Raw genomic sequence first — 18,435 nt, forward strand, 5'->3', positions numbered from 1 at the left:
GCATTAGTTAAGAACTAAAAATTATTTATTTTGGATTTTTTATACCTGTAATCTTCGCTCTACCGGACCACCGGACTCATCCAGCACCACCTGACCTGTCCAGTGGTCCGCCTCGCTCTGCGGGCGGCCAACCCGTACCCGAGGAGCCGTATCCATGTCCCGCAGTCATTTCCTGCGCCGTTTCGCCGTTGGCCTCAGCGCGTCGGTCGCCCTGTTCGGCGCCCTGTCCGCCCAGGCCGAGCAGACCCTGCGCATCGGCTTCCAGAAGTCCTCCACGCTGCTGACCGTGGTGAAAGCCCAGGGCAACCTGGAGCGCGAACTGGGCAAGCAGGGCATCAAGGTCACCTGGCATGAGTTCCCCAGCGGCCTGCCGCTGCTCGAATCGCTGAATGTGGGTAACGTCGACCTGTCCGCCGACGTCGCCGATACCGTACCCGTCTTCGCCCAGGCCGCCGGCGCGCAGCTGACCTATTTCGCCCGCGAAACCCCGTCGCCCACCGCGCAGTCGATCCTGGTGCCGCACGATTCGCCGCTCAATTCCCTGGCCGATCTCAAAGGCAAGCGCGTGGCTGTGACCAAGGCCGCCGGCAGCCACTACCTGCTGATCGCCGCCCTGCAGAAGGCTGGGCTGAAGTTCTCCGACATCCAGCCGGCGTACCTCACTCCCGCCGATGGCCGTGCCGCCTTCGAAAACCACAAGGTCGATGCCTGGGTGACCTGGGACCCGTACGTGGCCAGCGCCCAGCGCCAGCAGAACGCCCGCGTGCTGGTCGATGGCAAGGGCCTGGCCAGCTACCAGCGCTACTACCTGGCGTCCACCGAGTACGCCAAGGCCCACCCGGAAGTGCTCAAGCAGGTCTTCGCCGAACTGCAGAAGACCGGCCGCTGGGTGAAAGAGCACCCCGCCGACGCCGCCAAGGTGCTCGGCCCGCTGTGGGGCAACCTCGATGTCGCCACCGTCGAACAGGCCAATGCCCGCCGCAGCTATGACGTGCAGCCGGTGCGCAAGGACGGCCTCGACGAGCAGCAACGCATTGCCGACGCCTTCTACGCCGAAGGCCTGCTGCCCAAGCCTGTCGATGCCCGCGCGGTGCCGGTCTGGCAGCCGGACGTGGCGAGCAACTGATCCGCAATTTCCCGCCGCTCTCCCGAGCGGCCCGTCACGGCCCGGCCGGCCGCCTTTGTACGCATTTCCAGGAGCTCCACATGAAACACATCAGTGCCCCGCGCCGCCTGCTGGCCGCGCTTGCCCTGGTCGGCGTCGCTGGCGCCGCCCAGGCCGACATCACCCTCGGCTACCAGACCGGCATCGACCCGACCAAGGTGCCCCAGGCCGACGGTACCTACGAGAAAGTCATCGGTGAGAAGCTCGACTGGCGCCGCTTCAACAGCGGCCCGGAAGTGGTCGCCGCCATCGCCTCGGGTGATGTACAACTGGGCAACCTCGGCTCCAGCCCGTTGGCCGCCGCCACTTCCCGTGGCCTGCCGATCGTCGCCTTCATCGTCTCCGCGCAGATCAACGCCGCGGAGGCCCTGGTGGTGCGCAACGGCAGCAAGATCGAGAAGCCCGAGGATCTGGTCGGCAAGACCATCGCCACGCCTTTCGTGTCGACCTCGCACTACAGTCTGCTGGGCGCGCTCAAGCACTGGAAGATCGACCCCACCAAGGTGAAGATCGTCAACCTCAACCCCACCGAGATCGCCGCCGCCTGGCGCCGTGGCGACATCGATGGCGCCTTCGTCTGGTCGCCCGCCCTGGGCGAGATCAAGAAGTCCGGCAAGGTGCTGACCGACGCCGCCGAAGTCGGCCAGTGGGGCGCGCCGACCTTCGAGGTCTGGGTCGCTCGCAAGGACTTCGCCGAGAAGCACCCGGAAATCATCGCCAAGTTCGCCAAGGTCAGCCTGGATTCCTTCGCCGACTACAACGCCCACAAGGCCGAGTGGACCGCCGATTCCGAGCAGGTGAAGAAGATCGCCAAGCTGACCGGCGCCGATCCGAAGGACGTGCCCGAGCTGCTGGCCGGTTCGGCCTTCCCCGAATCCCAGGCGCAGCTGTCGTCCGCGCTGCTGGGCGGCGGCACCGCCAAGGACATCGCCGGTACCGCTGCCTTCCTGAAAGAGCAGAAGCGCGTGCCTTCGGTACTCAAGGACTACTCGCCCTACGTCAGCGCGGAATACGTGCGCCAGGCGGAGAGCGTGCAGGTCGGGCAGCGCTGAGCTCCGGCTCTTCGTAGGAGCGAGCTTGCTCGCGAACCTAGGTTCGCTTTGAAGCTCGGGCCTGCAATTTTTTCGCGGGGCACCCTCTCCCCCGCCCTCTCCCTTAAGGGAGAGGGAGCTGTCCGTGCCGGCTGACGCTGAGGTTTCAACCTGTGCCGAACGGTCCCCTCTCCCTTCAGGGAGAGGGTTAGGGAGAGGGCAATCGCCGCACCGAACCATCCCCTTTCTCACCCTACGGAGGGCAGAACATGAGCCGTCTGACGGCCGAGGCGGTCAGCCTCACTTTCCAGCAGCGCGGACGCGAGCGCGTCGTGTTGCAGGACCTCACTCTCAGCCTGGCCAAGGGCGAATCCCTGGTGGTGCTCGGCCCGTCCGGCTGCGGCAAGTCCAGCCTGCTCAACGTGCTGGCAGGCTTCCAGGCGCCGGACAGCGGCCGCGTGCAGATCGATGGCCGGACCCTCGAAGGCCCTGGCGGGGAACGCGGCGTGGTGTTCCAGGATGACGCCCTGATGCCCTGGCTCAACGCCCTGGACAACGTGGCCCTGGGCCTGCGCATTCGCGGCGTGGGCGCTGCCGAGCGCAATGCCCGTGCCCACGAAGTACTGAAGCTGGTGGGCCTGGGCGAGCACGCGGACTACCGCATCTCGCAACTTTCCGGCGGCCAGCGGCAGCGCCTGGGCCTCGCCCGCGCACTGGCGGTGGAACCGGATTTCCTGCTGCTCGACGAACCCTTCGGCGCGCTCGATGCGCTGACCCGCGAACGCATGCAAGTGCTGACCCTCGACCTGTGGCGCAAGACCGGCAAGGGCCTGTTCCTGATTACCCACAGCGTCGACGAAGCGCTGTTCCTCGCCACTGACCTGGTGGTGATGGACGGGCCACCGGCGCGCATCGTCAAGCGCCTGTCGCTGGACTTCGCCCGCCGCTACGCCGCCGGCGAGCCGGTGCGCAGCATCAAGTCCGACCCGGAGTTCGCGCGTCTGCGCCAACTGCTTCTCGATGAGTTCCTCGAAGAACCGGAGGCCGAGCATGCCCACTGAAACCCTCGCCGCCAAACTCCCCGCCGCCGCGCCGAAAGCCCGCAGCGTACCGGGTGATTACCGCCGCTGGGCCGCCGCCGGCAGCATCGTCGGCGTCTTCGTGCTGTGGTGGCTGGCCACGCACCTGGGCTGGGTCGACACCCTGTTCCTGCCGGCCCCGGAGCAACTGGTGGAGGCCTTCCAGCGCGTGCTGGCCGAAGGTTACGTCGACGCCTCGCTGTGGCAACACGTCGGCACCAGCCTGATGCGTGTGCTGCTGGCGCTGGGCGCGGCGGTGCTCACGGCGATTCCGCTGGGCATCCTGATGGGCCTCAATCCGCTGGTCAGCGCGGCGTTCGATCCGCTGGTGGAGTTCTATCGCCCGGTGCCGCCGCTGGCGTACCTGCCGTTGATTGTCATCTGGTTCGGCATCGGCGAGCTGTCCAAGGTGCTGCTGATCTACCTCGCCCTGTTCGCGCCGCTGCTGATCGCCACCGCCGCCGGTGTGCGCCGTGTGGACAAGTCGCGCATCCAGGCCGTGCGCTGCCTGGGCGCGAGCCGCCTGCAGGTGGTGCGTCACGTCATCCTGCCCAGCGCGCTGCCGGAAGTCCTGACGGGCCTGCGCATCGCCCTGGGCGTGGGCTGGTCGACCCTGGTCGCCGCCGAACTGATCGCCGCCAACCGCGGCCTGGGCTTCATGGTGCAGTCCGCCGCGCAGTTCCTCGCCACCGATGTGGTGGTGCTGGGCATCCTGCTGATCGCCGCCATCGCGCTGAGCTTCGAGCTTGGGCTGCGCTGGCTGCAGAAGCGTTTCGCTTCCTGGGAGTGATGAGGCCGAGAGTTGAAGGCCCCTCTCCCTAACCCTCTCCCGCGAGCGGGAGAGGGGACTGGTCCTGAGCGGAGGTGAGTGCCTCTGCTACCCGGAAAGGTACTGCGAATGCAGGACTGCTCCGGAATATCTGAACACGCCGAACGGCTCCCTTTTCCTTCAGGGAGAGGGCTGGGGAGAGGGCAAGCCAAGCCGCCCACCCCGTGAACCTCACGAGAGAACACGAACATGACCACCCTGACCATCGAACCCATCAGCCCGGCCCTGGGCGCCGTCGTTTCTGGCGTGCGCCTGGCCGATCCGCTGGACGACGCGGCGCAGCGCCAGATCGAGCAGGCCCTGCTCGATCACCACGTGCTGTTCTTCCGCGACCAACCGCTGACGCCGAGCCAGCAGGCGAACTTCGCCGCGCGCTTCGGTGACCTGCACATCCACCCGATCTACCCCAGCTCGCCGGAGCAGCGCGAAGTCATCGTCCTCGATACCGCCGTCACCGACGTGCGCGACAACGCCATCTGGCACACCGACGTGACCTTCCTGGAGACCCCGGCCCTGGGCGCCGTGCTCGCCGCCAAACAGCTGCCGCCCTACGGTGGCGATACCCTGTGGGCCAGCGGCATCGCGGCGTTCGAGGCGCTGTCGAAACCGCTCCAGCAACTGCTCGATGGCCTTACCGCGACCCACGACATCAGCAAGTCCTTCCCGCAGGAACGCTTCGGCGCCACCGACGCGGACCTCGCGCGCCTGGAGGAGGCTCGCAGGAAGAACCCGCCGCGCAGCCACCCAGTGATCCGTACGCACCCGGTCACCGGGCGCAAGGCGCTGTTCGTCAGCGACGGCTTCACCACCCGCATCAACGAGCTGGAGCCGGCGGAAAGCCGCGCCATCCTCGACCTGCTGTTCGCCCACTTCGCGCGTCCGGAGTTCACCGTGCGCTGGCGCTGGAAGGAAAACGACGTGGCCTTCTGGGACAACCGCGTGACCCAGCACTACGCGGTGGACGACTACCGCCCGCAGCGGCGCGTGATGCACCGGGCGACCATTCTGGGAGACAAACCGTTCTGAGTTCGCCACTCGGAATTGGCGGTTTGATTTGCAGGAGCGAGCTTGCTCGCGAACCGAATAACTCCGGAGTCATCCGGGAATCCGTTCGCGAGCAAGCTCGCTCCTACAGACGGCGCGGCGACTCGGAAATTACCGTCATCCCCGTGACTTAAGGCAACAAAGCCGCACGGCAGACCGCATTCGTCGCCATTCTGGGTCGCGGCGGCTGGCGCACTGTCCTACGCTTTGGCAGTTCCGCTTTATGAAGAGACTGCCTACATGCAAGAACGGATTCCCGACGAGTCCAACCTCGCCGAGCTGACGGTTCGCGGCCTGATCCTCGGCGCGCTGATCACCGTGGTGTTCACCGCTTCCAACGTCTACCTCGGCCTCAAGGTCGGCCTGACCTTCGCCTCGTCGATTCCCGCGGCAGTCATTTCCATGGCCGTGCTGCGCTACTTCTCCGGCTCCAACATCCTCGAGAACAACATGGTGCAGACCCAGGCCTCGGCGGCCGGCACCCTGTCCTCGATCATCTTCATCCTTCCGGGCCTCTTGATGATCGGCTACTGGAGCGGCTTCCCGTTCTGGCAGACGGCGGCCATCTGCTCCATCGGCGGCATCCTCGGCGTGCTCTACACCATTCCGCTGCGCCGGGTCATGGTGGTGCAGAGCAGCCTGCCGTACCCCGAGGGCGTGGCGGCGGCGGAAATCCTCCGTGTCGGCAGCCAGGACGAGGAAGAGGAGAAGGCCGGCAAGCCGGCGAAAGCCGGCGGCCCGGGCCTGCGTGACATCCTCGCCGGTGGTGTGGTCGCCGCTGCGTTCAGCCTTCTCAGCAGCGGCTTCAAGGTGCTCGCCGAGGGCTTCAGCTTCTGGATCACGGCCGGGCAGGCGGCGTTCCGCCTGTCCACCGGCTTCTCCCTGGCGCTGGTTGGCGCCGGCTACCTGATGGGCATCACCGCCGGCATCGCCATCCTGATCGGCGTGGTCATCGCCTGGGGCGTGGCGGTGCCGCTGCTCTCGGTGAACAGCGTGCTGGCGGCGGGGCAAACTCTGCCGGAACTGGCCACCAAACTGTGGAGCAGCCAGGTGCGCTTCCTCGGCGCCGGCACCATCGGCATCGCCGCGCTGTGGACCCTGGCGACGCTGTTCAAACCCATGGTGCAGGGCGTCTGGTCGTCGCTCAGTGCCGTGCGCGGCCGTGGTGAAGTCAGCGACCTGCGCACCGAGCAGGATCTGTCCGCGAAATGGATAGTCGCCATCGCCGGCTTCCTGCTGGTGGCGCTGTTCGTGGTCTTCTCCTACTTCCTCAGTGACGCGGCGCCGGACCTGAAGGGCGTCGGCTTCTGGGGACTGGTGGCGGTCTGCGTGATCTTCGCCTTCTTCTTCGGCTTCCTGATCGCCGCCGCCTGTGGCTACATGGCCGGCCTGGTCGGCTCGTCGAGCAGCCCGATTTCCGGCATCGGCATCATCGCGGTGATTCTGGTGTCGCTGCTGATCCTGGGCGTCGGTTCGCTGGAGGACGGCTTCCTCGACCAGCAGGGCGGCAAACTTGCCATTGCCCTGGCGCTGTTCACCACCTCGGTGGTGATCGCCATCGCGGCGATTTCCAACGACAACCTGCAGGATCTGAAAACTGGCTACCTGGTGGGCGCCACGCCGTGGCGCCAGCAGGTGGCGCTGATCGTCGGCTGCCTGGTCGGTGCGCTGGTGATCCCGCCGGTACTGGAGCTCTTGTACAACGCCTATGGCTTCACCGGCGCACTGCCGCGCGAGTCAATGGACCCCAACGCCGCGCTGGCTGCGCCGCAGGCGACGCTGATGACGGCCATTGCCAGCGGGATTTTCCACAACGCGCTGAACTGGAACATGATCCTCATCGGCGTGGCGCTAGGCATCGCGCTGATCCTGGTGGACGTACTGCTGCGCCGCACCGGCAAGGCCAGCCTGCCGGTGCTCGCCGTCGGCCTGGGCATCTACCTGCCGCCCACCATCGGGATGACTTTGGTGGTCGGCGCGGTGATCGGCTGGCTGCTGGAAACCGCGCTGGCCAAGCGCGCGGCAGCCGCCGGCAAGGACGTGGAGAAGTACTCCGACGAGCCCAAGCGCCGTGGCGTGCTGCTGGCTTCGGGCCTGATCGTCGGCGAGAGCCTGATGGGTATCCTGCTGGCCGGCATCATCGGCGCCACCGGTTCTGCCGCGCCCCTGGCCCTGGTCGGAGGGAGTTTCGAGGACACCGCGCAGTGGCTGGGCCTGGTGGTCTTCGTGGCGATCTGCGTGCTGTTCTACCGCAAGGTACTGAGCGGCACCCGCGGCTGATCCTTCGCCATGACGTGAAAAAGGCGCCTTCGGGCGCCTTTTTCATTATCTGCTCCTCATACCGAGAGATACGCAGTCTGTATGTAGGAGCGAGCTTGCTCGCGAACCGCCCAACACTGGCGCTGCCGGTGAATCCGTTCGCGAGCAAGCTCGCTCCTGCAAGGGCATGCGCAAGTCCGAACCTAGCGCACCAGATGCAGGAACTGCAGGTGCCGTTCGTACTGGTCGAGCATGTCGTTGATGATCTGCTCCTTGCTGTAGCCCATCAGGTCGTAGTCCTGGCTGCCTTCGGAGAGGTGCACCTCGGCGCGGAAGTAGCGGCGGTTCTTCAGGTGCAGGCCGCCCATGCCGGCGCGGGCGAAGGACGGGGTGAAGTAGCCGCGCATCGAGACCTGGTAGAGGAACGTGTGCTGCTCGCCGTGGCCGATTTCCAGGACCAGCTCCAGGTTGCCCAGGTCGAGGTCGGACTCCACCTGTAGGCCCTTTTCGCGGAATACCTGGGACACCTCGGCAATCGCCGGGCTGACCACATCGACCATGAAGCGGTACACCTCGTCCCGCGTGGGGAAGTGCACCGCCTGGGAGATGCGTCGTTTCCAGCCGCCGGGCTTGGCCGAGGGCGGCGGCGCCAGGGAGTGGGTGCGCGCGCGCTGGCGCTGGGATTCGAGGTAGAACGCCTTGTGCAGGCCCCACATCATCAGCAGCAGGATCAGCGAGAAGGGCAGTGAGGTCAGCACCACTGCGGACTTCAGCGCATCGATGCTGCCGGCGAACAGCAGGCCGCCGGTGACCAGCGCCGTGGCTACGCCCCAGAACACCCGCAGCCACTTCGGCCCATCGTCGTCGGCGCTGCCGCCGTGGGCGGAGAGGGTGGAGAGCACCACGGTGCCGGAATCCGCCGAGGTGACGAAGAAGACGAAGCTGACCAGCACCGTCACCGCGATCACTACACGGCTCGCGGGGTAGTTCTGCAGCATCTGGTACAGCGCCATGGACGGATCGGAAATGGCGACTCGGCCAAGCTCGCTGAAGCCATGGTTGAGTACCTGATCCAGCGCGCTGTTGCCGAAGATCGACATCCACGCCAGGGTGAATCCCAGCGGGATGAACAGCACGCCGAAGACGAACTCGCGGATCGTCCGCCCGCGCGAGATGCGCGCGATGAACAGCCCGACGAAGGGCGCCCAGGCGATCCACCAGGCCCAGTAGAACACCGTCCAGCCACCCAGCCAGTCGCTGCCGTCCTTGCCGTAGGCGTAGAGGTCGAAGCTCTTGGTCGGCAGGCTGCCGAGGTAGTCGCCGATGTTCTGCACCAGGGTGTTGAGCAGGTGCTGGGTGGGGCCGGCGAACAGCACGAAGAGCAGCAGCGCGCAGGCCAGCAGCATGTTGATGTCAGACAGCAGGCGGATGCCCTTGTCCACGCCTGAGACGGCGACCAGGATCGCCGCACCCATCATCAGCGCGATCAACGTCATCTGCACCGGATGGCTGTGGGCGATGCCGAACAGGAAGTCCAGCCCGGCGTTGAGTTGCAGCACGCCGAAGCCCATGTCCGCGCCCAGGCCGAACACCGTGGCGATGATGCCGAAGCAGTCCACGGTGTAGCCGATGGGGCCGTTAATGCGCTTGCCGATCAGCGGGTAGAGCGCCGAGCGCAGCGCCAGCGGCAGGTTGTGCCGGTAGGCGAAGTACGCCAGGGCCATCGCCACCAGGGCGAACACGCCCCAGCCGTGCAGGCCCCAGTGCAGGAACAGCAGCTGCATCGCCTGCCGCGCCGCTTCCGGCGTGCCGGCTTCGCCTTGTGGTGGCTGGGCGAAGTGGGTCAGCGGCTCGGAGACGCAGAAGAAGAACAGGGTGATGCTGATGCCGGCGGCGAAGAGCATGCCGGCCCAGGACAGGTAGCTGAATTCCGGCTCGTCGTGGTCGGCACCGAGCTTGATCTTTCCGTAGCCGGAAAGCGCGGTGACCACCACGAAGATCAGGTACAGCGTCATCGCCAGCAGGTAGTACCAGCCGACGGTATCGGCGGCCCAGGACTGTGCGGCGAGCAGCCATTCACCGGCCCGTTGGGGCTGGCTGATGACGATCAGGGCGAAGAGAAGGATCAGCGCGGCCGCACCGTAGAAGACCGGTGGGTTCATGCGCATGGAGGATGGGGGTGTTACGGACGGGGGCGATTGTGCAGCGGACAAAACGGGCGGGGTCCCTCGGATTTTTCCTTGAACAAGCATTCAATGAAAACACGGGAAGGCCCTGGAAAGCCAATCGGCGGGACCGATGGTCCCGCCGCCGGCCCTTTCAAAAGGGCCGAGCGGAGCGGGTACTGCTTACTTGCGGCGGTTCTTTCTTGCCTCACGAATCTCACGGCGTTCCGGATCGGCCTTGACTGGCGCGGTCAGGAAAGCGGTGGCGGCGAAAAAGTTAGCAAGAGCGGCGAAAGTCACGATGATCTCCAATGGCGCCGGGGAAAATGGGTCCCGACTGCCTGATAGCCATTTTCCCTGAACATTGTGACAAAAAGAAGTGAATGGTCTTGATGGGCGGTATTGATGTGGTCGATGGAGCTGCTTTGTTCGATGTTTGTGGGTAATAGTCCTGATTTTGACTTCCTGCTCAGGATTCCCTCCTGCCGACCTGCAAGTCGGCACGGCCTTTCACTGCGACCATTCGTCGCCAAAGGTGAAACGGTTCAGCGCAGGCTCTGGCTTTGACGCGATAAACGGCTGTCAGCGGCGAGAAACAGGTATTCCCGTAGCACAATCGCCGAAATAGAGCGGCTTCAATTCCGGAAGCTTGAACGAGTGTGCAGTTTTTCGTGAAAAACTTGTGAATCGGCTATGGCGATTGACTTGTTGATTCCGTTAGTCTCCCCCGGCAGGACAAAAAACCACCAACAGGGAGCATCTCGAGATGGACTTCAAACGCATCGCCCTTGCCACTGCACTCTTCGCTTCGCTGGCTGGCTGCCAGACCATGACCACCAACCAGGCCATCGTTCCGCTGCAGGCCGCCACCGCCCAGATGATCGGTCTGGCTTCCTCCGACGAGCTGGTCGTCAGCGACGTCAAAGCCGGCCAGCCGGACGCCCTGGGTGGCCAGGAACTCTCCTACGTCGCCACCACCACCAAAGGTCGCGTGTTCAACTGCACCTCGCGCATGATGCCGGGCCTGCTGACCGATCCGGCCAAGCTGACCAACCCGTCGTGCACTCCGGTGGTTGCGCACTCCAACACCGCCACCAAGTAAGACTGCCCTGTCGCCCGTGCGCGGCCCTTCGGGTCGCGCTGGCGACTACAGCGCTGCATCAGCCGCGCTCGTGCTCCAGGCGTTGCAGCAGCGCACGCAACTGCGCCTCGACGCCGGGCTGGCGCACCAGACGCTCCAGCGCCTCATCGTTCACTTCCGTTTTCCCGCCTGTCCCCGCTACGCCGCCTGAAAAATTCAGGTGCTCCGGGCGAATCTCTTCGTCCGGGCTGACCAGCAAGGCGAAGTGGATGACGTTTTCCAGCTCGCGGATATTGCCCGGCCACGAATAGCTTTCCAGCGCGCGCTGGGTGTCGCTGGCGATCTGTGGCACCGGCAGTTCCAGGCGTTGCGCGTGTACGCCGAGGAAGTACTCGGCCAGCGGCTGGATATCGCCGATGCGCTCGCGCAGCGGTGGCAGCGTGAGGTTGCCGTCGTGCAGGTATTGCTGCAGTCCTTCGAGGAATTTCCCCGCCTTCACCGCCTGCCCCAGATCGATGCTGGTGGCGGCGACCAGACGCACGTCCACCGGTACCGGCTCGCGTGCGCCGACGCGCAGCACTTCACGTTCCTGCAGCACGCGCAGCAGCTTCTGTTGCAGCGACAGCGGCAGGTCGGCGATCTCGTCGAGATAGAGGGTGCCGCCATTGGCCGAGCCGAACCAGCCGGCGCGGCTGCCCACCGGGCCGTTGTGTGCGCCCGGCGCGTAGCCGAACAGTTCGGCGTCGGCGTAGTTGCGGCTCAGCGCGCTGCAGCTCACCGCGACGAACAGGCCGGGGCGCTCGCTGGCGCGGTGGATGTGACGGGCCAGCAGCTCCTTGCCGGTGCCGGTCTCGCCATGGATCAGCACCGGTTGCGGCAGCGGCGCCAGGCGCTCCACCTCGTCGCGCACTTCATGGGAGCGCGGGTCGAAGAACACCAGCGCCTTGGCGCGGATGCTCAGCGGGCTCTTGTCGGCGTCGGGGAAGGTCAGCAGCGGTAGCGGCGCGTGGGGTGCGTTCATGGAAAATCTCCTTCTGCTCTTACAGCGCGTCCAGCGCCTGCAGGAAGTCACTGACGATGTCCTCGCTGTCCTCGATGCCCACCGAGACACGGATGGTGCCGTCGTGGATGTCCAGCGCGGTCAGGGCCTCGGCGGACAGCGCACGATGCGAGGTCTTGCCGGGGTGGGTAATGCTGCTGGCGACACCGGCCAGCGACGGGGCGAAGGCGGCCAGTTGCAGCGCGCCGATCAGCGCGTCGACCTGGTCCAGGCCGCCCTTCAGGGTGAAGCTGAGCATGCCCGAGTGGCCTTTGCGGAACAGGCGCTGCGCCAGTTCGTGGTCCGGGTGCGAGGGCAGGCCGGGGTAGTAGACGCGCTCCACCTGCGGGTGCGCCTCCAGGGCTTCGGCCAGTGCCTGGGCGTTCTGCGAGTGGGCGCGCATGCGCAGTGCGAGGGTCTTCGCGCCGCGGAAGTTCAGCCAGCTCTCGAAGGGGCTGGCGCTGCCGCCGGCATTGATCTGGAAACGCCTCGCGGCGGCGATCCACTGGGCGTCGCCGACCAGTGCGCCGCCCATGGCGTCGCTGTGGCCGTTCAAGTACTTGGTCGTGCTGTGGACCACCAGGTCGGCGCCATCGCGCAGCGGCTGGTAGAGCACCGGCGAGAGGAAGGTATTGTCCACCAGCAGCTTGAGGCCGTGGCGGTGGGCGAGATCGGCCAGCGCCGGGACGTTGCTCACGCGCACCAGCGGGTTGGAGGCGGTCTCGGTGTAGATCAGTTTCGTGGTCGGGGTGATCGCCGCTTTCACCGCGGCCAGGTCGTTGAGGTCGAGCAGGGTGGAGGCGATGCCGAAGCGTGTCAGCTCCTTCTCGATCAGGCTCTGGGTGGTGCCGTACAGCTCGCGGCTGGCGATCAGGTGGTCGCCAGCACCCAGCACGCCCAGTAGCGCGGCGGAAATGGCCGCCATGCCGGAGGCGGAGAACAGTGCGTCCTCGCCGCCTTCCAGATCGCGCAGCAATTCCTCCACGGCGCTGTGGTTGGGGTTGCCGATGCGCGTGTACATGTAGTTGTCGGGGTTGCCGGCGAGAAAGTCGTCGACCTGCTCCAGGGAGTCGTAGACGAACACCGAGCTCTGGTAGATCGGCTGGCTCTTGGCACGGGTGACCATGCGCCGGTCGGCGTCGTGGCCGCTGTGTACAGCGCGGGTGGAAGGGCCTTTGGCGTGGTCGCTCATGGCAAGTCCTTGGGAAAGAAAAACGCCGGTGGAACCTGCCCACCGGCGTTGAAGCGGGTGCGCCAAGGGCGCGCCCAGCGTGGGAGTCGTTGCGCCCGGCGGATGGCCGGGCGACGGATCAGAAGGCGGGCACCACGGCGCCGTTGTACTTCTTCTCGATGAAGGCTTTGACTTCCGGGCTGGTCAGGGCGGCGGAAAGCTTCTTCAGCGCATCGCTGTCCTTGTTGTCCGGGCGCGCCACCAGGTAGTTCACGTAGGGCGAGTTGCGGTCTTCGAGGATCAGCGCGTCCTTGACCGGGTTGAGCTTGGCTTCCAGCGCGTAGTTGGTGTTGATCAGGTCCAGGTCGACCTGGTCCAGCACGCGCGGCAGCAGGGCCGATTCCAGCTCCTTGAATTTCAGGTGCTTGGGGTTCTCGGCAATGTCCCGCGGGGTGGCCAGGGCGTTGCTCGGGTCCTTGAGCTTGATCACGCCGGCCTTCTGCAGCAGGAGCAGGGCACGGCCGCTGTTGCTGCCTTCGTTGGGGATGGCGACGGTGGCGCCGTCCGGCAGTTCGTCGATGGACTTGTACTTCTTCGAGTAGCCGCCGAAGGGCTCGACGTGCACGCCGGTCACGGTGACCAGGTTGGTGCCCTTGCCCTTGTTGAAGTTGTCCAGGTACGGCTTGGTCTGGAAGTAGTTGGCGTCCAGGCGCTTCTCGGCGACCTGCACGTTGGGCTGCACGTAGTCGGTGAAGACCTTGATCTCCAGGTCCACGCCTTCCTTGGCCAGGGTCGGCTTGATCAGTTCGAGGATCTCGGCGTGGGGGATCGGCGTGGCGGCAACGACCAGCTTCTCGTTGGCGAAGGCGGAAGTGCTGAAGGCAGCGGCGAGGGCGGTCAGAAGCAGCAGCTTTTTCATTGCGATGTCCTTGTGGGGCAGATGACCGCTGGCGTCCGGGCCGGCCGGGATGGGGCCTTCGTACGGGCGGTGGATTCTAGTTCCGCAGCTCACTTGGCAGCGGTTGAAGCGGAAGTTACCCGGCTTTTTTATTCCAATAAAATATTAATTTTTCATTTTCATATTCGATTTTGTTCATAAAGAGCGGCGTCGGCGAGCTGAGACAACCTGTCGCGCGACACCCCGTCGCGCGGCAACCCACCACTCCAGCCCGCGCTGCAGGCACGCGTAAGATCGAGTCGTTTTCTTGAGCGGCGTCAATGCGGATGGCGGTCCATTCTGATTGAGCAGCGAAAGAAACCCGAACCGACAGGAGATCGGTGGCTCGAAAAAGATCCATCAAGCAACACAGACATCACGCAAGAACGCCCTGCGCATGCGCAAGGTACGGTGCCTGACCCTTCCGTGGGGTGGGCGTCAGCCTGAAGAGGAATCGTCATGTTCGGATTAGAGGCGCTCGACCTGGCCCGGATCCAGTTCGCCTTTACCGTGTCCTTCCACATCATCTTCCCTGCCATCACCATCGGCCTCGCCAGCTATCTGGCAGTGCTCGAAGGGCTGTGGCTGAAGACCCATGAGGAGGTCTACCGCGACCTCTATCACTTCTGGTCGAAGATATTCGCCGTCAACTTCGGCATGGGCGTGGTCTCCGGCCTCGTCATGGCCTATCAGTTCGGCACCAACTGGAGCGCCTTCTCGGCGTTCGCCGGGAGCGTCACCGGCCCGCTGCTGACCTACGAAGTGCTGACCGCCTTCTTCCTCGAGGCCGGCTTCCTCGGCGTCATGCTCTTTGGCTGGCACCGCGTCGGCCCCGGCCTGCACTTCTTCGCCACGGTGATGGTGGCCATCGGCACGCTGATCTCGACCTTCTGGATCCTCGCTTCCAACAGCTGGATGCAGACCCCGCAGGGCCACGAAATCGTCAATGGCGTGGTGGTGCCGGTGGACTGGGTGGCGATCATCTTCAACCCGTCCTTCCCCTATCGCCTGCTGCACATGGCAATTGCCTCGTTCGTTGCCACCGCCTTCTTCGTTGGCGCTTCGGCGGCCTGGCACCTGCTGCGTGGCCGCGACAACCCGGCGATCCGCAAGATGCTCTCGATGGCGATGTGGATGGCGCTGATCGTCGCGCCGATCCAGGCCATGGTGGGCGATGCCCACGGCCTCAACACGCTGAAGCACCAGCCGGCGAAGATCGCCGCGATGGAAGGTCACTGGGACAACAGCAGCGGCGAACCGACCCCGCTGATCCTTTTCGGCTGGCCGGACATGGAGCGCGAGGAAACCCGCTTCAAGATCGAGATTCCGGTACTCGGCAGCCTGATCCTGAATCACAGCCTGACCGAACCGATCCCGGCGCTGAAGGACTTCCCGAAGGCGGACCGGCCCAATTCCACCATCGTGTTCTGGTCGTTCCGCATCATGGCCGGCCTGGGGATGCTGATGATCTTCGTCGGCCTGTGGAGCGCCTGGCTGCGCTGGCGCAAGCGGCTGTTCGAGAGTCGCGCCTTCCTCAAGCTGGTGCTGTGGATGGGGCCGTCCGGCCTGATCGCGATCCTCGCCGGCTGGTTCACCACCGAAATCGGCCGCCAGCCGTGGGTGGTCTACGGGCTGATGCGTACCAGCGATGCGGTGTCCAACCACAGCGTGACGCAGATGAGCATCACTCTGGTGATGTTCGTGGTGGTGTACTTCTCGCTGTTCGGCGTGGGCATCGGCTACATGATGCGCCTGGTGCGCAAGGGCCCGATCACCCATGAAGGGCGCGAAACCAGCCCAGGTGGCGCCGGCCAGCAACGTACTCCGGCGCGGCCGCTGTCGGCGACCGCCGAGGGCCTCGACGACGATGAAACCGACAGTCCGGCAGGGAGGAACTGAGCATGGGCATCGACCTTCCGCTGATCTGGGCAATCATCATCATCTTCGGCGTGATGATGTATGTGGTGATGGACGGCTTCGACCTGGGGATCGGCATGCTTTATCCGTTCTGCCAGGACGAGGGCGACCGTGACGTCATGATGAATACCGTGGCGCCGGTCTGGGACGGCAACGAGACCTGGCTGGTGCTGGGCGGCGCGGCGTTGTTCGGCGCCTTCCCGGTGGCCTATTCGGCGGTGCTCTCGGCGCTGTACCTGCCGCTGATCCTGATGCTGATGGGGTTGATCTTCCGCGGCGTGGCCTTCGAGTTCCGCTTCAAGGCCCGGCCGGCGAAACGGCACATCTGGGACAAGTCGTTCATCGTTGGTTCGCTGGTGGCGACCTTCTTCCAGGGCGTGGCGCTGGGGGCCTTCATCGAGGGCATCCCGGTGGAAAACCGCGCCTTCGCCGGCGGCGCGCTGGACTGGCTGGCACCGTTCCCGCTGTTCTGCGGCCTGGGTCTGGTGGTGGCTTACACCCTGCTGGGCTGCACCTGGCTGATCATGAAAACCGAGGGCCCGCTGCAGCAGCGCATGCATGACCTGGCGAAGCCCCTGGCGTTGGTGCTGCTGGCAGTGATCGGCATCGTCAGCCTGTGGACGCCGCTGGCCCACGAGGAAATCGCCCAGCGCTGGTTCAGCCTGCCGAACCTGTTCTGGTTCCTGCCGGTGCCGCTGCTGGTGCTGCTGACCTTCTACAGCCTGCTGCGCTCGGTGGCGCGCAATGACCATGTGAAGCCGTTCCTGCTGACCTTGGCGCTGATCTTCCTGGGTTACAGCGGCCTGGGCATCAGCCTGTGGCCGAACATCATCCCGCCGTCCATGTCGATCTGGGATGCCGCGGCGCCGCCGCAGAGCCTGGGCTTCATGCTGGTGGGGGCGCTGTTCATCATTCCCTTCATCCTCGTCTACACCGCGTGGAGCTACTACGTGTTCCGCGGCAAGGTGAAGCACGGCGACGGCTACCACTAGAGGTGCGCGTGATGACCCATGAAGAACAGGAGAAGGCGCCGCTGCGCAAGCGGCTCGGCTGGCTGGTACTGATCTGGGCGCTGAGTGTTGCCGGCCTGGGTGTCGCGGCCTGGCTGATGCGCCTGTTCATGAGCGCGGCGGGGCTGGGCACGCCGCACTAGCCGCGCAATCGATCCCATCCGGACGCTGTCCCCCGGCGTCCGTTCCCACATCCCTCGCCGGTGCTTCCAGCGGGGGATTTTTTTGTGCTCTTCGTAGGAGCGAGCTCGCTCGCGAACCGACCTGACGCTGGAGTCGCCATTGAATGGGTTCGCGAGCAAGCTCGCTCCTACAGGAACATCAAGCTCAGTGCAGCTTGTCGCGCTTGGCCAGGGTGGGGAACAGCTTCATCCATGCGCCAGTGACAATCAGCGTACCGACACCGCCCAGCACCACCGCCGGCACCGTGCCGAGCCAGTGCGCCGTGACGCCGGACTCGAACTCGCCCAGCTGGTTCGAGGCGCCGATGAACAGGCCGTTCACCGCGCTGACCCGGCCGCGCATCTCGTCCGGGGTTTCCAACTGCACGAAGGCACCGCGGATGACCATGCTGATCATGTCCGCCGCGCCCAGCACCACCAGCACCGCCAGGGAGAACCAGAAGGATGTCGACAGGCCGAAGGCGATGGTGGTGACCCCGAACACGCCCACGGCGGTGAACATGATCCGCCCGACGTTGCGCTCGATGGGGAAGCGCGCCAGCCAGAACGACATCAGCAACGCACCCACCGCCGGCGCCGAACGCAGCAGGCCCAGGCCCCAGGGGCCGGTGAGCAGGATGTCCTTGGCGAACACCGGCAGCAGTGCGGTGGCGCCGCCCAGCAGCACGGCGAACAGGTCCAGCGAGATGGCGCCGAAGATGTCCGGGCGGCTGCGGATGAAGCGGATGCCCGCCAGCAGCGATTCCAGCGTCGCTTTGCCCTGCGCCGCCGGCGCCTGGCGCTTGGGCAGGGTCAGCACCAGGGTGCAGGCGATGAAGTAAAGGATTGCGGTCGGCGTGTAGACCCAAAAGGCGCCGAAGGCATAGAGGAAGCCGCCGAAGGCCGGCGCGGCGATGGTCGCCGCCTGCATGGCCGAGGCGGACGCGGCGACGGCACGGGGGAAGAGTGCCGTGGGCACGATGTTCGGCAGCAGCGCCTGGGTGGTCGGCATCTCGAAGGCCCGCGCGGTGCCCAGCAGGAAGGCCATCACGAAGATCATTTCGCGGGTCACGTTGTCGGTGCTGGCGCCCACCACCAGCGCCACGGCGATCAAGCCCTGGCCGACCTGGCAGAGCGAGGCGATGCGGCGGCGGTCGTAGCGATCGGCGACGTGACCGGTGTGCAGCATGAAGAGCACGCGCGGGGTGAATTCCACCAACCCGACCAGGCCCAGGTCGAGCACGTTGTGGGTCAGTTCGTAGATATGCCAGCCGATGGCCACGGTGATCATCTGGAAGGCGCTGGCGGTGCAGACGCGGGCCAGCCAGAAGGCGAGAAAAGGTCGGTGACGCAGCAGGGACGTGGCTTCGGCGGTCATCTTGAAGGCTTTTCTGGGGAGGTCGTTAGGAGGCTAAGCAAGGGTCGTGCAGCGTAGCACGACGTAACACTTTTCCGCTTGTCGCCGAGGTTTTTTGCTATTGGCGAATAGTCTCGACCTGTCGACTAAAATTTTCATCTCCGCGACAAGCTGTCCGATTGACTTTGCT

15 protein-coding genes are annotated in these 18,435 nt (G+C 65.4%); 10 read left to right on the top strand and 5 right to left on the bottom strand.

Features of this window, described 5'->3' with window-relative positions; genetic code table 11:
* Positions 1-154 precede the first annotated feature (154 nt).
* From G4G71_RS06810 to G4G71_RS06835, 6 genes are all read left to right on the top strand, one after another.
* Complete coding sequence (locus G4G71_RS06810; protein WP_169936380.1) at positions 155-1,126, top strand: aliphatic sulfonate ABC transporter substrate-binding protein; 972 nt, start codon at positions 155-157, stop codon at positions 1,124-1,126.
* An 80-nt stretch (positions 1,127-1,206) separates the two neighbouring features.
* Positions 1,207-2,217 (top strand): taurine ABC transporter substrate-binding protein, encoded by a 1,011-nt coding sequence (gene tauA, locus G4G71_RS06815; RefSeq protein WP_169936382.1) that lies wholly within the window; start codon positions 1,207-1,209, stop codon positions 2,215-2,217.
* A gap of 248 nt (positions 2,218-2,465) precedes the next feature.
* Positions 2,466-3,257, top strand: a complete 792-nt coding sequence (locus tag G4G71_RS06820; RefSeq protein WP_037015270.1) for a taurine ABC transporter ATP-binding protein — start codon at positions 2,466-2,468, stop codon at positions 3,255-3,257.
* Entirely contained in the window at positions 3,247-4,065 is an 819-nt protein-coding gene (locus G4G71_RS06825) for an ABC transporter permease subunit (RefSeq protein WP_054906495.1), read from the top strand. Before G4G71_RS06820 ends, G4G71_RS06825 begins: the two co-directional genes overlap by 11 nt.
* Positions 4,066-4,293: 228 nt before the next feature.
* Complete coding sequence (gene tauD / locus G4G71_RS06830) at positions 4,294-5,130, top strand: taurine dioxygenase (RefSeq protein ID WP_169936384.1); 837 nt, start codon at positions 4,294-4,296, stop codon at positions 5,128-5,130.
* Between the two features lie 258 nt (positions 5,131-5,388).
* Positions 5,389-7,428, top strand: coding sequence for an OPT family oligopeptide transporter (locus G4G71_RS06835; protein WP_169936385.1), 2,040 nt, complete (start codon positions 5,389-5,391; stop codon positions 7,426-7,428).
* 182 nt (positions 7,429-7,610) lie between these two features.
* On the opposite strand, the gene betT is transcribed toward G4G71_RS06835, so the two are convergent.
* Entirely contained in the window at positions 7,611-9,569 is a 1,959-nt protein-coding gene (gene betT / locus G4G71_RS06840) for a choline BCCT transporter BetT (protein ID WP_139092886.1), read from the bottom strand.
* 769 nt (positions 9,570-10,338) lie between these two features.
* Here betT and G4G71_RS06845 point away from each other — a divergent pair.
* Positions 10,339-10,674: a hypothetical protein gene (locus G4G71_RS06845; protein WP_024764762.1), complete on the top strand. Its 336-nt coding sequence runs from the start codon at positions 10,339-10,341 to the stop codon at positions 10,672-10,674.
* A gap of 58 nt (positions 10,675-10,732) precedes the next feature.
* Here the strand turns inward: G4G71_RS06845 and G4G71_RS06850 are convergent, their stop codons facing one another.
* The 3 genes from G4G71_RS06850 to G4G71_RS06860 all read right to left on the bottom strand — a co-directional run bounded on the left by G4G71_RS06850 (position 10,733) and on the right by G4G71_RS06860 (position 13,782).
* The gene (locus G4G71_RS06850; protein WP_169936387.1) at positions 10,733-11,674 is read right to left on the bottom strand and encodes a sigma 54-interacting transcriptional regulator; all 942 of its coding nucleotides are present in this window, start codon (positions 11,672-11,674) and stop codon (positions 10,733-10,735) included.
* Positions 11,675-11,693: 19 nt separating this feature from the next.
* Positions 11,694-12,884: a trans-sulfuration enzyme family protein gene (locus G4G71_RS06855; RefSeq protein ID WP_169936389.1), complete on the bottom strand. Its 1,191-nt coding sequence runs from the start codon at positions 12,882-12,884 to the stop codon at positions 11,694-11,696.
* 118 nt (positions 12,885-13,002) lie between these two features.
* The gene (locus G4G71_RS06860; protein ID WP_169936391.1) at positions 13,003-13,782 is read right to left on the bottom strand and encodes a MetQ/NlpA family ABC transporter substrate-binding protein; all 780 of its coding nucleotides are present in this window, start codon (positions 13,780-13,782) and stop codon (positions 13,003-13,005) included.
* Positions 13,783-14,259: 477 nt separating this feature from the next.
* On the opposite strand from G4G71_RS06860, the gene G4G71_RS06865 reads away from it, so the two are divergent.
* The 3 genes from G4G71_RS06865 to G4G71_RS06875 are packed head-to-tail and all read left to right on the top strand — an operon-like array spanning position 14,260 to position 16,870.
* Complete coding sequence (locus tag G4G71_RS06865; protein WP_169936393.1) at positions 14,260-15,699, top strand: cytochrome ubiquinol oxidase subunit I; 1,440 nt, start codon at positions 14,260-14,262, stop codon at positions 15,697-15,699.
* Between the two features lie 2 nt (positions 15,700-15,701).
* On the top strand, positions 15,702-16,709 hold the full coding sequence (gene cydB / locus G4G71_RS06870) for a cytochrome d ubiquinol oxidase subunit II (protein WP_054906502.1): 1,008 nt from the start codon (positions 15,702-15,704) through the stop codon (positions 16,707-16,709).
* 11 nt (positions 16,710-16,720) lie between these two features.
* A complete protein-coding gene (locus G4G71_RS06875; protein WP_037007166.1) occupies positions 16,721-16,870 on the top strand; it encodes a DUF2474 domain-containing protein in 150 nt (49 codons plus the stop codon).
* 184 nt (positions 16,871-17,054) lie between these two features.
* Here the strand turns inward: G4G71_RS06875 and G4G71_RS06880 are convergent, their stop codons facing one another.
* Complete coding sequence (locus G4G71_RS06880; RefSeq protein WP_169936395.1) at positions 17,055-18,266, bottom strand: MFS transporter; 1,212 nt, start codon at positions 18,264-18,266, stop codon at positions 17,055-17,057.
* Positions 18,267-18,435: the final 169 nt, after the last annotated feature.

The organism is Pseudomonas multiresinivorans, from assembly GCF_012971725.1.
GTDB lineage: Bacteria > Pseudomonadota > Gammaproteobacteria > Pseudomonadales > Pseudomonadaceae > Pseudomonas > Pseudomonas multiresinivorans.